Raw genomic sequence first — 15,038 nt, 5'->3', positions numbered from 1 at the left:
ATATTATATTTAATTTGGGGCTTAAACACATAGTCTTCGGCATAAAACGTACAAATCATTAAAACTATAAAATTATGATTAAGAATGATTGAAAAATATAGGGTTGGATGTACAGGAAAGCATTGTATAGAAGGAAAACCTAGCATTAGACAAGCTTATAGCAATATGCTAGATACTAAGTTATAAACTAATCTGTTCGACTTTGTTTCATCGTATCATAGTGGTTCAATAATAGATCCAATTCCTGACTGAGTTCAATGGAATCAATGTGGGTAAAGCCCTTTTCCGTTGCAACTTCAGTCATCTGTTGGCGCAAAAATTCTATTCGTTTTAAAAGTTTATCTTCAGGATACATTATAATTAAATTTAGTACCTCCTCAAGTTTTTTCTTTACTTTAGCACAGGTAAACAGATAATGACAAGCCTTATCTAATGTTCAGCCTACAACGAAGTTTTATCCCTAGAATCCTTGTGTTCACTATGATAATATAGTATTGAAATATCTTTTTTGGAAGATAGGAATGTTTAATAAGTACAGGCTTTAACGATTGGCAAGTTGTCTAAAGAAAGGATGTATCTGTTGGCTGAAGCGAAAAAGAAAAACGAATGGCTCGAATGGGCAAAGGCGATTATTATTGCTATCATAATAGCTTTCATTTTACGAACCTTTATATTTGCCACTTCGATCGTTGAAGGAGAAAGTATGGAGCCAACGCTAGAAAGCGGTGAAAGAGTAATCGTTAATAAGGCGGTTTACCTACTTGATGAACCTGAACGTGGAGATGTTGTCATCATTCAAAGACCTTCGAAAAATTATGTGAAGCGTGTCATTGGCTTACCTGGTGAAACAATTGAAATAAATGACAGTGCGTTATTTATTAACGGCGAGAAGTATCAGCAAAGATTTTTAAATGAAGAGGACTTACAACGAACTGGTAGTACAGGTCCCATTCAAATACCTAGTGACTCTTACTTTGTAATGGGAGACAATCGCGGGTTAAGTAAAGACAGCAGGAATGGTTTGGGATTTATTGCAGAAGATGAAATTATTGGAAGGTCTGAATTTATCATATATCCATTCAGTGAATGGGGCAAGACAAGATAAGGGTCGGGTGTTTGTCCGACCCTTCTTTCTATTCTAGGAAATTATAAAATTTTGATGTGTGTGGATAAATTAATAGCCAAATAAGCTTCATCCGGCTCCAGCACCCAGCAAATCTTTACGGTGGGGCGAGCATTTAGCGCAGCCCCAAACTTCACATTCCTCACTACGATAAGTCAACATCGGTTCGCTAGGCTAAAGGAAGGCCGACTATAACTGGGCGCTTTCGCCTTTGTTCTACTATTCTCTATCAAAAAGGCAGTAACCTACATTCAAAACGATTATTCCTAAACAAACAACTCCGAAAGCAATCTCCCACATGAGCGTGACCTCCTTCATATTATCTATGTACCGTTTAGAACATCTCTAGAAAATATAATATTCCTCCCTACTATCATACCAAGATCCTTCCCCTAAATAAAGTAATATATGATCTAACAATATAAACAAATTAGCCGATGATCATTTTTTCTTTTGGATAATGGTAATTTCCGCTTTTTTTATTCCTTTTAAATATGAATAAAATCGTGATTATACCAACCCTGCCAATAAACATGAGAAACATAAGGATAATCTTACTAAATGCAGACAATTCACTTGTTATACCAAGAGAAAGACCTACAGTTCCAAAAGCTGATGTGACTTCAAAGAGAATTTGGCTTAAGGAAAATGGCTCTGCAACCGAGATAAGTATAATAGAGCTAAATACAAGTACAATCGCCAGTAAGGCAACGGTGACAGCTTTCAACAAGTCTTCCTCATATACTTCCCGATTAAAAATACGAATGCTTCTTCTGCCTCTAGCAAATGTAATGATAAAAATGACTACAAGAGCAAAAGTTGTTGTTCGAATACCACCGCCCGCACTGCTGGGAGATGCTCCGATAAACATTAAAAAAGACATAAACAGATGATTTTGCTCTGTCAGCTGACTGACATCCATTGTGGCAAGGCCACCACTTCTTGTTGTTACCGATTGAAATAATGCATAAAACAATGATTCATGCCATGATTTTCCTGTAAAAAAATTTCCGACATCGAGTAAGTAAATAAAGATAGTACCTGTGACGATCAGTATTAGAAAAGTAGTAGTCGTAACTTTTGTAAACAAACTGAATCGCATTTTTCCTCGTTTGCCGATTTTTGATAAAATATATTCTTTTAATTCAATTAGAACTGGGAAACCAATAGCACCAAAAATAATTAGGATCATGTTTATTAACTGTACGAAGTAATCATCTTTAAATAGAACTAACGACTCTCCTGTAATATCAAATCCACCATTTGATACAGCACTTATCGTTCCAAAGAAACCTTGCAAATAAGCTTCTCCCACAGTTGGAAAATACTGCAGATAATAAGTTCCCAATATTAAAAAACTAATCAATTCGACCGTTAATAATAAATAAACGATTTGTTTAATCAATCGAACCATGCCTTCAAAAGAAGTTTGATTTTGGTCTGTCATAATTAAACGACGTTCTTTCAAGCCAATTTTCTTACCTAAAAGAAGCCAAATAAAAGTACCGATTGCCATAACCCCTACTGCACCCAACTGCATAATAAATGCAAGGACGATAATACCAGTTGTGCTGAGTGTGTCCGTAATTACTATGGTACTTAATCCGGTAACACTTAATGCGCTTACTGCTGTAAAAAGAATATCGATAAACGGAATATTTGCATCTTCCTGATAGTTGACAGGGAAGGACAAAATTACAGTTGATAAAATAACAGTGATAAAATAAAAAATCAATAAAATCTGTACAGGTGAGAGTTTATTTATCCACTGAGAAAATGGATATCGATGGTTCATATATATTTCTCCTTACAGCTCATAATAATTAATGGAAAAAATCACCATCTTTTTAGTCTAACCTTTTGTTTATTACTTCCTTAAATTTCTTTATCAAATCATTTCCCTGATATCCTTCATCAATTAAAGCTATTAGGATTTCTTCCACTTTATTTTTACGTCGATCAACAATTGAGCCTAAAAACAACACATTCATATGTTCTCCAATTTCATTAACTCCGATAATGGACGTTATAAATGTAGCTGGTTCATTACTCTCTTTTGTGATTTTCACTTGAACCATAATCTCATTTCTTTTCTTCAAGTCCTTACAATAATCCAGATATGAATAGTCAATAAAGGCTTCGATAACCCATTGATTATTATCATCTTCCCGATTAATGGCAAGACCATCTTTTAAGGGAATTTTCTTTGGCATAAGATTGTCATCTCTTTGTTCAATAATTTCCAATGATTTCAGCTTAAATGTTTTCATCTACTCCCTCCCCTTTTGTTTCTTCATAATTGTAACAAAAAAACCTGACAATTAATATTTTATTCTCAATGAAAAAATATCACTAAAATGTTTTTCTGTTAATACCCCTGTTAACTTTTTTAAAATATTGTATAATTGATATATTCGTTCGTACACTTCACGCTGAGTACTTCATTGCCTTGACGAATTGATAAACCATTTTATAATTGGGGCGAGTTTATGAAGAAATGTTTATTAGGTATAACGATCCTTTTATTGCTATCAGCATGCGCCAACAGTGAACCTGCTATCGTGAAAGAAGAAACCGTGCCCGAACCTGATAGTGAGCCTGAATTAGTTGAAGAGGAAATTGACGACGCGGAGCAGGTAGATGAATTTATCGAATTCCCGCTGCAAGATGAACAAATCACTGTTAACTTAGAAATGGTTCCGATATTAAGTGAATACTTAAGTGCAATTCCGGATCGAAAAAAGGAAATTGAAGAAATGAGGATAGATCGCCTAACTTCCAAAGATGAAAGTATTTACCTACTTGAATTCTCATGTCACAATGAATTATGCTCTTATTTATTGTTCAGTCAAGAAAAAGAAAAACAGGCATATCTTTTAGCAGATTTGGCAAAAGCGAGTAATATTATCACATCACCGGATAACACAAAATTATTATTCCAATTTAATCGTGAAGGATCACTTCCGCTTCCATTAGCAAATATAGTTGTTATTGATATCGAAAATTGGAAGACCGTATCGTTGAGTAATTATACAAATGACGCTAACATATTAGACTATACTTGGCCCCTACTGCAAGCAGAATGGATCGATAATGAAACGATCTCCGTGGAGAAGCCATCTGTAATCGAACCAACCGATGAACTTATAGATGAATGGCTAAAAACAGAAGAGGCAAGTACGACGAATATCATTATGCGTACAAATTAAAGGAGTTATTATTAATGAACAACACAGTAGAAACTATGCTCAATCATCGTTCTATACGTAAATTTAAAAAAGAAAAACTAAGAAAAGACCAAATACATACCATCGTAAAAGCAGCACAACAAGCTTCGACCTCGAGTCATGTTATGGCATATACCATTATTGGAATCACGGATGAGAATATAAAGGCAGAATTATCAGCTGTATCAGGACAACCTTATGTAAAAGATAATGGTCACCTATTTGTATTCTGCGGAGATTTGAATCGCGTTTACCAACAAGCCTCTAAGGAAGAGCAATTACAAATGCAGGAAAGTATGGAAAGTACAGAGCAATTTATCGTAACAACCATTGATGCAGCGTTAGCAGCGCAAAATGCATCCATAGCAGCAGAATCAATGGGACTCGGTATTTGTTTTTTAGGTAGCCTGCGAAATGACATAACGCGTGTAAGCAATTTACTTGGACTTCCAGAACGCGTCATCCCTTTGTTCGGGCTGGCAGTTGGCTATCCGGATCAGCAGCCTGAAACCAAACCGCGATTGCCTCTCGAGATTGTGTATCATGAAAATGAATATGAAAATGATGAAAAGCAGCAATCCTTAATAACCGATTTTGATAATCAGCTCACGTCCTATTACCAAAATCGCTCAAGCAACACACGAAAAGATACATGGACGAACCAAATGATCCGTAAGTACAAACATCCCATACGAATGGATGTTACACCATTTATGAGGGATAAAAAGTTTAATAAAAGATAAATCTAAGCAGTACATCCGCAGTGATTGTACTGCTTTTTTATTTTCTAATTTCCCTAAAGGAAGAATGTAGAAAGTATATTTACACATCAAAACTCAAATTATAACTAATGACGTTATGAAAAAGGAGGATTCATATGACTGTAAGCAGCCAATTAAAACAAACCATTGCAGGACTTAAAAGTGCTCAGGCAAGTTTCGAGCAATTTGCACTGCAAACTGAAAATAAACAAGCAAAACAAATGTACGAAAATGCCGCTCAACAAACACAGACAGTCCTGCAAAGTGTTGAGCCAAGATCACAGCAAATCGAACAAGAAGAACCACAATACAAAGGATTTTAATATACTTTAAACTTGAGGTTGGTGGTTCGCCAACCTCCCATATAACGCATAAACAAAGAAATGGGTGAAATGGATGAACACCTTCAAATCGATTTTATTTATCAGCTTCGCACTTTTGCTAATTGGCTGTGGACCAACTCCCGAATCGCAAGGAAATAATAATAATATTGAATTGAATCAAATCTCTACAACATCAAATGCCATTGATCAAGGACCTGCAAATCAAGCAAAGGAATACTTAAGTAACTACGAAGAAATTACTTCCATAAAAGCAGTTAATACATCAAAGAAGTTGATGATCGCCATTGAAATTGAGCATCATGAACGATTTGGATTAGCTAATTTTCGAGAAAAACGAAAGAAGGAAATGAAAGAAAAATTTCCAAACATGGAAGTCGATCTCTCTACAGATAAAAAAATAGTCCTAGAACTTGATCGAATAGAAAAAGCACTTGAATCAGAATCAGTAACAAAGAAAGAACTTGAGAAAGCATTGGATAAAGTTATTGGTTTATCAAAAGAAGAGACTTAGGAGAAAAGAGTGAAATAACATGGCAGATAAAAAAAAGAAAAATTTACCCCCTGAAGCACAATCATACCAGGCATTTCAAGACAAACGTGAAGTAAAAAGACCCTTATTAAAAAACTGTATAAAAGCATTTTTAGTTGGTGGATTCATCTGTTTTATCGGCCAAATTATTACTACTTTCTATATTTACTACTTTAATTTCACCGAGCAAACAGCAGGAAGTCCCACCGTGGCAACACTCATTTTCATAACAATGCTACTGACCGGGTTCGGTGTTTATGATCGAATTGGGCAATTTTCCGGTGCAGGGTCAGCAGTACCTGTAACAGGATTTGGTAATGCGGTCATTTCTTCAGCTATCGAATATCGGACGGAAGGGTTTATCTTAGGTGTAGGCAGTAACATGTTGAAACTAGCCGGGCCGGTTATTGTATACGGTGTGTTTGCTTCATTTGTCGTCGCTCTCATAAAAACAATTCTTATAAAGTGGGGTGGGTTATAATGTTGGTCGGACATCAAACATGGACCTTTGAAAATAAGCCTGTCATTATCTCCACCGGTACAGTAGGTGGTCCATTTGAAGCAAATGGAAACATTCCGAATGACTTCGATATTTTGCATGAAGATATGTGGCAAGAGCAGGCATCTTTTGAAAAGTCACAGCAGGTAATGATGGAAGAAGCCTGTCAAGTAGCTGTTAAAAAAAGCATCATCGAAAAAGAGCAGGTCGATTTTTTTATAAGCGGTGACTTAATCAATCAAATTACACCCTCAAACTTTGCTGCAAAAACAATGGGTCTTCCCTATCTCGGTTTATTCAGTGCCTGCGCTACATCAATGGAAAGTTTGGCGTTAGCTGCTTTTTTCATAAATGGAGACGGCGCCAACTATGTATTAAGCGGAACGTCTAGTCATAATGCGGCTGCTGAGAAGCAATTTCGCTACCCTACAGAATATGGTGGTCAGAAACCACCAACTGCACAATGGACAGTTACTGGTGCAGGGTGTGCTTTAGTTGCTAAAGACGGTGTAGGGCCAGTTGTTACATCCTCTACCATTGGCAAGGTTGTCGACATGGGATTAACAGATCCATTTAATATGGGGGGGCTATGGCTCCAGCGGCTGTAGACACCATTGAGACACATTTCAAAGAAAGAAATGTGGATCCTAGCTTTTATGACCTAATCATTACAGGTGACCTCGGTCATATTGGTAGAAAGGTTTCACTGGATCTTCTGAATGACCGTGGTTTGGATATCAAAGAGGAACAGTATGTTGATTGCGGGCTTACCATTTACCGGGAAGGTCAGCCTGTTCTAGCTGGTGCAAGTGGACCTGCATGCTCGGCTATCGTGACATATGGACATTTTTTAAATCAAATGAAAAAAGGTGATTTTAAGCGAATACTTGTTGTCGCGACCGGATCCCTTCATTCACCAATGAGTGTACAGCAAAAAGATCCCATTCCTTGTATCGCTCACGCAGTTTCCATTGAGTCAGGAAGTGATACATGATGATATTTTTCTGGGCCTTCGTGGTAGGCGGACTTATTTGTGTTATTGGACAGATTATGTTTGATGTATTTAAATTAAGTCCTGCTCATACGTTAACTATTTTTGTTGTCTCAGGTGCTGTGCTTGATGGAATAGGATTATATGAACCATTGATTGATTTTGCCGGTGCAGGCGTTACCGTACCAATTACAAGCTTTGGCAACCAATTGGTTCACGGGGCAATGCAAGAAGCTGAACAGCATGGACTAATAGGGGTTGTAACCGGTATGTTTGAAGTTACCAGTGCAGGTATTTCAGCAGCAATTATTTTCGGTGTAATTGGTGCAATACTGTTTAAATCAAAAGGTTAGGAGTGGATTTTATGACGGTCGGATCACAGGTAAAAAGCTGTTATTCATCGGTGAAAAGTATTGAAGCAAGCTTGAATATGCTTTCTAATAAAGCGCAAGAACAGGAAACAAAGGATGCATTTAACAATGTACAACAAATCATGAACGAAATAAAAATTGACCTGCAGCAACAGGTTATACATCTTGAAAGAGAAGAACCACAATATTAGTCTAATTTCTGCCAAATAAAAAAGAAAGGTATGATTTCTATGCCGGATTGGATTATGATTATCTTAAGATCACTTACATTAGTAGCTATTTTATTTTTTATGACAAAATGGCTTGGTGCAAAGCAAATGTCACAACTAAATGTCTTTGAATACATTTCCGGCATTGTTCTGGGTGGAATTGTGGCAATTCATACAATAGATCCAAACAGCAATCTCATATATGGCATTTTAGCCATGGTTATCTGGTTCTTAGTGCCTTTTACTGTCGAGTTTCTTTCACTTAAAAGTAAATCCTTTCGTAACTTCACCGAGGGAAAAAGTACTGTATTTATTCAAGATGGCAAAATCATGGAGGATAACTTAAAAAAAGAAGGTTACTCGACCGATGACTTACTTGCGAAATTACGTGATAATAATGTATTCCTCACATCTGATGTTGAATTTGCATTACTCGAGCCATCAGGAACATTAAGTGTTCTACCCAAAAAAGAGAACCGGCCTTTAACAGCAAAAGACTTAGGAATAAAGCTTGCACCGGAAAAGGAACCCCAAACGGTGATCATGGACGGGAAAGTCTTACTCGAACCATTGGCAAATTTAAATTTAAATACAAATTGGTTAGAAACAGAACTGGATAAAATTAATGTCAGTATTGAAAACGTGTTTCTAGGCCAAGCAGATACAAATGGCCAGTTAACCGTTGATTTATATGATGACAAATTGGCTGTACCAAGCCCTTCAGAATTACCCCTTCTCCTTGCTACAATGAAAAAGTCCCAGGCTGATCTGGAGCTGTTTGCATTAGCTACGGAAAATGAGAACGCAAAACAAATGTATGAAAAAAACAGTAAAAAAATGCAACAAGCAATTGATATGGTCAGCCCTTATTTGAGTTAATAAAGCTCTTTTCGTAAGTATTGTTTTGTTGCTTTTAAATCTTCACCGCAGTTGATATAAAATGCGACGTAGTGACAATTCCTTCACACTATTTAAGTGCAAGGATAAGGATACCGCTACGGAAATACATTCCGCTGGTAGTCTGGTCACTAACGCTAAATTGTTCATAATCACTATTAAAAATTTCAAACCACCTTGCCAGTTCGGGTCAGCGAAGGGCGATGACTCCTGCGGGAATAGCACGTGTATGAAGACCCCACAGCGGCGGTTTTCCGCGAGGAGGCTGAAGCCGTGCCCTAAGGATGCGCATCCGCCCTTCGCTGACCCGAACGGCGGTTATAGCAAATACCTATAGTTTAGAAAACAGCCATTAATAAAGCTAGTAATCCTCTACTAGCTTTATTCTATACGTAAAGCAACTTTCCCGAATTGCTTCCCTTCCTTCAAATAGTCAAAAGCTTTCTCAGCCTCGTCCAATGAGAAAGTCCGATCAACGACAGGATGCATTTTAAAATTTTCTATATGTTCCAGCATTGCTCCAAGTTCCTGTCTGCTACCCATGGTTGTTCCGAACAACTGATACTGTCCATAGAAGAATTTACGTAAATTAAAGTCTACTGTATCGTCTGTGGTTGCACCAAATATTACGATTCGACCACCTTTTTTCAAAATCTCCAATGAACGGTTAAATGTGGCTTGTCCCACACTGTCGATCACTAAGTCAACCGTTTCATTTTCTAATTCTTTCGGCCAGTCGCTAGCTGTATCTAATACAATGTCGGCTCCCAATTCTTTGGCTTGTCTTTGTTTTTCCGCATTTCGGGAAGTGACAATTACTTTTGCCCCAACATTTTTCGCAAACTGAATGAGGTATGTTGCCACGCCACTGCCTGCCCCGGGAATAAATACGGTATCCCCTTCACTCACCTGCCCTTTTGTAAAAAGCGCCCGGTATCCTGTTAACGCGCCTAACGCTAGCACACCTGCTTCTTCCCAGGATAAATGGTCTGGCTTTTTCTCCACTTGTTCTGCATATAGGACAATTTTTTCAGCAAATGTACCATCATCGGGCATCCCAAGAATATCAAAACCCTTTGGCGGTGCGTCACTGTTATGCTCCCAACGTAAAGAAGGATTAATGATAACTTCATCACCCACTTTTACATTTGTAACACCCTCACCTGCCGACGCAATAACTCCAGCACCATCAGAGCCAAGTACTAACGCTTCTTCCTCGTCACCCCTTCGATTTGGAAGTCCCACATCACGTCGATTTAAACCTGCCACACTTAGGGCAACGACTACCTCTCCGTTCCCTGCAACCGGATCCTGAACGTCGTCTTTTAACTTCAATTCACCATATTCATGTACAAATGCTTTCATTCCTGTCACCCTTTCTCATAATATGTACTAAAGTCCGCTAATTGTTCTATATTCGTTACATCATGTGAGAATAACGGTACATAGATACGTTCCTGCTTTTGAAATGTTTCTTCAATCATGGATACATATTGTTTTTCATGCTCTCTTCGCTGCAACAAAAACTGTCCATCTGCATCATCGGGCAGGACTTTATTCACGATTACGGTCTTTACATGTAAATGATATTTATCCAGCAATTTAATAGCCTTTTGCGTTTCTAAAATCGGAAGTCTTTCCGGGTTCAAGACGAAAATAAAACCTGTCTCCCTCCCATCCAGCATAACCTCTCTGGCTTTTGAAAAGCGTTCTTGCCTTTCCCTGAGCACATCATAAATCGGATCCTCAACCGGGTCCCCATCATTTAACAGCTGGGAATAATTTTCATTCGTTTTTCTTCTTTTTTGCAGCAACCCATCTATCCAGACACCCATTAATTCAGGCAGTGATAATAACCGTATGGTATGCCCTGTCGGCGCTGTATCAAAAATCAGTTTATCAAAATGTGCCCGTTCCTCTAAAATAATGGATATCAGCTTATCAAATAAAGCCGCTTCATCTGCTCCCGGTGAGGCCTTTGCTGTGTCCAATTGCCGATGAACCTCTTCCATCATACTTGATTGTACGGTACCCTTAATATTTTCTTTCACACCTCTTATATATTTTTCTGTTTCTATATCAGGATCTATTTCTAGTGCAGACAGATTATTTGCAACCCATGTTGTTTTACCACCAATAGATTGCTTAAAAATATCTCCTAAATTATGTGCCGGGTCTGTGGACACAAGTAGTGTTTTATTGCCGGATTTCGCAGACTTCCAGGCAATTGCAGCAGCGGAAGTAGATTTTCCCACACCGCCCTTTCCACCAACAAAAATTATATTCTTTGCTAATACTTCCACGTTTGGTGCCTCCTTCTTCTTTACCATTACCTAGCAACAGCGAATTCCTGTTAGAGGCGATTTATCCATTCCCATACGCAAATGCCAGTCATGAAAATTCTCGATCATATATGGGTAAAGTTCCAACGTATAATAGTAAATCGGATTTGGTATACCAATCATCTCGGAATACAACAATAACAGAAACAAATCATCCTCATCCCGCAGTTCACGGGCAATTTCCTGACGGTGTGGCATGCTTAATACTTCGTCATAAAATTGAATCAACTTTTTTACATGCTCCAACATTGTCTCTACACCTCGCTTACTAAGATCTAAAGAAGAGACCATTCATCAATGATCTCTTCCCTATCATGTATTCCATTAATCATTATCAATTGGGTTATCATATTTTTTCGTCAGAACATTAAATGCGGTAAGCACAATCCACACTGCGAAAACGAATATGATCGCCCCAAGAACAAATAATAACATATCTGACTCTGTTCCATACCATGCCCATTCAAAGAAAACCTGCTGGAACATCGCGTATAATGTCATAAACATTAAGAAAATCATTGGTATCAACGTAATCGCATAATTACGTCCTTGTCGCTTCAGCCAAATAGAGATTAGCAATAGACTTATCCCCGCGAGCAATTGATTCGATGTTCCAAATAAAGGCCAGATTAGATAGCCACCTGAACCAAAGCCATTTGGACCTTGAGGAAGCAGTACTAATGCCGCACTTGAAACAACAGCTACAGATGTAGCCACATGTTTTTTGGATAATGCAGGTACTTTATACTCAATACCTAATTCACCAATAATATAGCGTAACAATCGTACAGAAGTATCTAGAGATGTAGCAGCAAAGCTTACAACAATAATAGATACAATTGTTGTAGCAATATCAGGCGGGATTGCTATACCTGAAGCAAGATTAGCAGCACCCACTACAAACACATCAAGACCCGCGCCATTCGCTTCTGTAAAGCTGCCATAAGTGGCAAAAAATGCATCCGAATTTGCAAAAAAGGTGCCGGCAGCAATAATCGAAATTAACGCTAATATCCCTTCACCGACTGCACCGAAGTAACCAACAAAACGCGCATCCGTCTCCTTATTCAGCTGTTTGGATGAAGTTCCGGATGAAACCAGTCCGTGAAAACCAGAAATAGCTCCACATGCTATCGTGATAAATAGAAGCGGAAACCAGGACGTATCAGGATTCGAATTTGTCACAGGTGCAGTCATTTCCGGATTTAAGAAAAGCAAACCTAAATATAGAATAGCGAGTCCCACAACAAGCTGATGCGAATTAATAAAGTCCCTTGGTTGCAGCAATTTCCAAACAGGTAAAGTTGATGCAAAATATACATAACCCATTAATATAATAATCCAAATTAGAAATGCGGACGACACAGCTCCTAAGCCGAATAAACCCGTACTTCCCTCTCCACCGAAGTATCCAACCAGATCAATTTGCAGGAAATCAACTCTACTTGTTATGATAGCTGTCGCATACATAACTACAAGCCCAATTATGGAAGGCCCCAACATCTTTCTATTGCCTTTGTAGACAGCATATCCGATCCAAATTGCAATCGGTATTTGAATAAATACCGGCAATACACTAGAAGGATACTGAATAAATAAATTTGCAATCACCCATGTAAATACGGCATTAACCATTAATAATAAAATTAAGATAATAAATAAAAATAGAATCTTCGCCCGCTGGCCAATTAATCGGTTTGCGAGTGTTCCGATCGATTGCCCTTTATTCCGAACGGAGACAACCAGTGTACCAAAATCATGTACCCCTGCAGCAAAAACAGTACCAAGGATAACCCATATAAATGCAGGAAGCCATCCCCAATATAAAGCGACAGCTGGACCCATTATTGGCGCTGCGCCTGCAACCGATGTGAAATGATGCCCCCATAACACAAATTTATTTGTTGGCACGAAATCCACACCGTCTTTGTACCTATGCGCTGGTGTAACATAATCAGGATCCAGGCGGTAAATCTTTTCTGCCACAAACTTTGAATAATAACGATATCCTAGGGCTAATACAATAATACCTATTAGCGCAACTAAAATTCCTGGCATTTTTCTAACCTCCCCCATGTTTTTTAGGAATCATCTGACTTTTTTCTGTACAATTCATTTCTAATTCAGACTTATCCTAATTAACGCTATGTTTATTTGTTTCTATGTAGTACAACTTTCATTTTATTTAATTATGATATAATTGTAAACTATTTAGAACTTTTATTTAAGAAAAAAGAGCCATCTCTATGTAGAAACAGCTCTGTCAATCCTTAGTATAATTTTCCCTGCCGAAAAAGCACCGTTGATAATTTCATTACTGCATGGATATAACAATTTTTCCGTAATGGAAACGCGTCCCCGAAATACTGCGGAAGTACCACATCAAGCGTCTCCTGCATTTTATCATGAAGGCGTTCATACACCTCTTCCTCTGATAAAAATTGTGTATCTCTCCCTTGCAGCCATTCAAGATAAGATACGATTACCCCACCGGCATTCGCTAGAATATCCGGTATGATAATAACTCCCTGATCACTTAAAAAGTCATCAGCCTCTGTCGTAAGCGGAGCATTGGCACCTTCTACAATAACTCTTGCCTTTATGCCCTCCATATTTTCTTTATGAACCTGATGTCCCAATGCTGCTAAAAATAACACATCAACATTCAGGGTCAATATATCATCACGATCCATGATGTCAGCCTTTATATCTACATCTTTAAGTTCTTTTTCACTGACAGGCAGTTCATTATTATTACGAGTAGTAAATTTCAGCAATTCAGGGATATCGATCCCATCCGAATTATAAAGGGTCACATTCTTATCACTTACAGACACAACTTTATTATTTAAATGGGGTGATTTATAAGCCTCCAGTGCTACAACGGAACCCACATTACCGAATCCTTGAATGGCTAGCGTTAAAGATCTCCCTTCATGATCCAGTGCCGTTTTCACAAAAATATTGTCCCGCTCTTTTAACCATTGATGTTGCGCATTCAAAAAATCATGCATCAGATAACGGAACGTAAAGTAAACGCCCTTTCCGGTTGCTTCTCTTCTTCCTAAGGATCCCCCATTTACAACACTCTTGCCTGTAAAGCTACTGCGGTATTTCATGCCAGGGCGAATGCTCTTATATTCTCCCATCATCCAGTCCATCTCACGCGCGCTGGTTCCAACGTCAGGTGCAGGGATGTCCTTTTCCGGTCCAAGAATATCACTGAAATATTGCACATACTTTTTACTAATTAAATGAAGTTCCTTCGTTTCATAATCTCTGGGATTAATAACAACTCCGCCTTTCCCACCACCAAAAGGAATATCATGCAAAGCACTTTTTAATGTCATAAGCGATGATAATTCAACTACTTCATCTTCATTTATAGCTTCATGAAAACGAATCCCACCTTTATACGGGCCCATAATATTATTATGCTGCACCCGAAAAGCCGGAATTCGCACAACTTTTCCGTTTTCCAAAGGCACTCTCAAAAAAGATTTATGCACATGATTTGGGGTGGACAAAATAGAAACGAGTGAACTAAAAGCTTTTTCCCTTGTTGCACTATGTAAATCCGGTAGGAATGTTTCATCATCCAATAATGCGTTTAATGACGCTTCGACAATTGTTTTTGTCCCCGATATATCTGCCATGTAAAGTCCTCCTCGTAAAGTCAATTCTTATTATTTCCAACGTAGTACATTTTAACCAAATTGTAACAAAAGTAAAAGCCCAAACCAAT

17 protein-coding genes and 1 pseudogene are annotated in these 15,038 nt (G+C 38.1%); 10 read left to right on the top strand and 8 right to left on the bottom strand.

All coding sequences use genetic code 11. The annotated features are described in order from the left end of the window. Window positions 1–187: 187 nt before the first annotated feature. Window positions 188–355: an aspartyl-phosphate phosphatase Spo0E family protein gene (locus KFZ58_RS08000; protein WP_235794277.1), complete on the bottom strand. Its 168-nt coding sequence runs from the start codon at window positions 353–355 to the stop codon at window positions 188–190. 216 nt (window positions 356–571) lie between these two features. On the opposite strand from KFZ58_RS08000, the gene lepB reads away from it, so the two are divergent. Continuing rightward, window positions 572–1,105 carry a signal peptidase I gene (lepB, locus tag KFZ58_RS07995; RefSeq protein WP_370642497.1) on the top strand — a complete coding sequence of 178 codons (534 nt, stop codon included), beginning with the start codon at window positions 572–574 and terminating at the stop codon, window positions 1,103–1,105. A gap of 448 nt (window positions 1,106–1,553) precedes the next feature. Here the strand turns inward: lepB and KFZ58_RS07990 are convergent, their stop codons facing one another. After that, the gene (locus KFZ58_RS07990; protein WP_235794275.1) at window positions 1,554–2,918 is read right to left on the bottom strand and encodes a TrkH family potassium uptake protein; all 1,365 of its coding nucleotides are present in this window, start codon (window positions 2,916–2,918) and stop codon (window positions 1,554–1,556) included. A gap of 52 nt (window positions 2,919–2,970) precedes the next feature. Next, on the bottom strand, window positions 2,971–3,393 hold the full coding sequence (locus tag KFZ58_RS07985; protein ID WP_235794274.1) for a YwpF family protein: 423 nt from the start codon (window positions 3,391–3,393) through the stop codon (window positions 2,971–2,973). 219 nt (window positions 3,394–3,612) lie between these two features. On the opposite strand from KFZ58_RS07985, the gene KFZ58_RS07980 reads away from it, so the two are divergent. The 9 genes and pseudogenes from KFZ58_RS07980 (at window position 3,613) to KFZ58_RS07940 (ending at window position 8,933) form a co-directional block, all read left to right on the top strand. Beyond that, window positions 3,613–4,332, top strand: coding sequence for a hypothetical protein (locus KFZ58_RS07980; RefSeq protein ID WP_235794273.1), 720 nt, complete (start codon window positions 3,613–3,615; stop codon window positions 4,330–4,332). 14 nt (window positions 4,333–4,346) lie between these two features. Continuing rightward, entirely contained in the window at window positions 4,347–5,093 is a 747-nt protein-coding gene (gene nfsA / locus KFZ58_RS07975; protein WP_235794272.1) for an oxygen-insensitive NADPH nitroreductase, read from the top strand. A gap of 134 nt (window positions 5,094–5,227) precedes the next feature. After that, window positions 5,228–5,434 carry a DUF1657 domain-containing protein gene (locus KFZ58_RS07970; RefSeq protein WP_235794271.1) on the top strand — a complete coding sequence of 69 codons (207 nt, stop codon included), beginning with the start codon at window positions 5,228–5,230 and terminating at the stop codon, window positions 5,432–5,434. Between the two features lie 73 nt (window positions 5,435–5,507). Then, window positions 5,508–5,966, top strand: coding sequence for a hypothetical protein (locus KFZ58_RS07965; RefSeq protein WP_235794270.1), 459 nt, complete (start codon window positions 5,508–5,510; stop codon window positions 5,964–5,966). 19 nt (window positions 5,967–5,985) lie between these two features. Continuing rightward, window positions 5,986–6,465, top strand: a complete 480-nt coding sequence (gene spoVAC, locus KFZ58_RS07960) for a stage V sporulation protein AC (protein ID WP_235794269.1) — start codon at window positions 5,986–5,988, stop codon at window positions 6,463–6,465. Then, window positions 6,465–7,477: pseudogene (gene spoVAD, locus KFZ58_RS07955) on the top strand (stage V sporulation protein AD). Before spoVAC ends, spoVAD begins: the two are co-directional and overlap by 1 nt. Then, entirely contained in the window at window positions 7,477–7,827 is a 351-nt protein-coding gene (gene spoVAE, locus KFZ58_RS07950; RefSeq protein ID WP_235794697.1) for a stage V sporulation protein AE, read from the top strand. The pseudogene spoVAD and the gene spoVAE overlap by 1 nt, the downstream one beginning before the upstream one ends. An 11-nt stretch (window positions 7,828–7,838) precedes the next feature. Next, a complete protein-coding gene (locus tag KFZ58_RS07945; RefSeq protein ID WP_235794268.1) occupies window positions 7,839–8,036 on the top strand; it encodes a DUF1657 domain-containing protein in 198 nt (65 codons plus the stop codon). Between the two features lie 39 nt (window positions 8,037–8,075). After that, window positions 8,076–8,933: a DUF421 domain-containing protein gene (locus KFZ58_RS07940; RefSeq protein WP_235794267.1), complete on the top strand. Its 858-nt coding sequence runs from the start codon at window positions 8,076–8,078 to the stop codon at window positions 8,931–8,933. 399 nt (window positions 8,934–9,332) lie between these two features. Here KFZ58_RS07940 and KFZ58_RS07935 read toward each other — a convergent pair whose 3' ends face one another. The 5 genes from KFZ58_RS07935 to KFZ58_RS07915 all read right to left on the bottom strand — a co-directional run bounded on the left by KFZ58_RS07935 (window position 9,333) and on the right by KFZ58_RS07915 (window position 14,949). Continuing rightward, window positions 9,333–10,316: a zinc-binding dehydrogenase gene (locus tag KFZ58_RS07935; protein ID WP_235794266.1), complete on the bottom strand. Its 984-nt coding sequence runs from the start codon at window positions 10,314–10,316 to the stop codon at window positions 9,333–9,335. Window positions 10,317–10,321: 5 nt separating this feature from the next. After that, entirely contained in the window at window positions 10,322–11,254 is a 933-nt protein-coding gene (locus tag KFZ58_RS07930; RefSeq protein ID WP_235794265.1) for an ArsA family ATPase, read from the bottom strand. Between the two features lie 30 nt (window positions 11,255–11,284). Then, window positions 11,285–11,542: a cory-CC-star protein gene (locus tag KFZ58_RS07925; protein ID WP_235794264.1), complete on the bottom strand. Its 258-nt coding sequence runs from the start codon at window positions 11,540–11,542 to the stop codon at window positions 11,285–11,287. Window positions 11,543–11,617: 75 nt separating this feature from the next. Beyond that, window positions 11,618–13,351, bottom strand: coding sequence for a carbon starvation CstA family protein (locus KFZ58_RS07920; protein ID WP_235794263.1), 1,734 nt, complete (start codon window positions 13,349–13,351; stop codon window positions 11,618–11,620). A gap of 212 nt (window positions 13,352–13,563) precedes the next feature. Next, the gene (locus KFZ58_RS07915; RefSeq protein ID WP_235794262.1) at window positions 13,564–14,949 is read right to left on the bottom strand and encodes a Glu/Leu/Phe/Val family dehydrogenase; all 1,386 of its coding nucleotides are present in this window, start codon (window positions 14,947–14,949) and stop codon (window positions 13,564–13,566) included. Window positions 14,950–15,038: the final 89 nt, after the last annotated feature.

Source organism: Virgibacillus sp. NKC19-16 (assembly GCF_021560035.1).
GTDB classification, from domain to species: Bacteria; Bacillota; Bacilli; order Bacillales; family Amphibacillaceae; genus Virgibacillus_L; species Virgibacillus_L salidurans.
The sequence above is the reverse complement of the archived record's forward strand: the minus strand, read 5'-3'. Positions and strand labels throughout refer to the sequence as shown.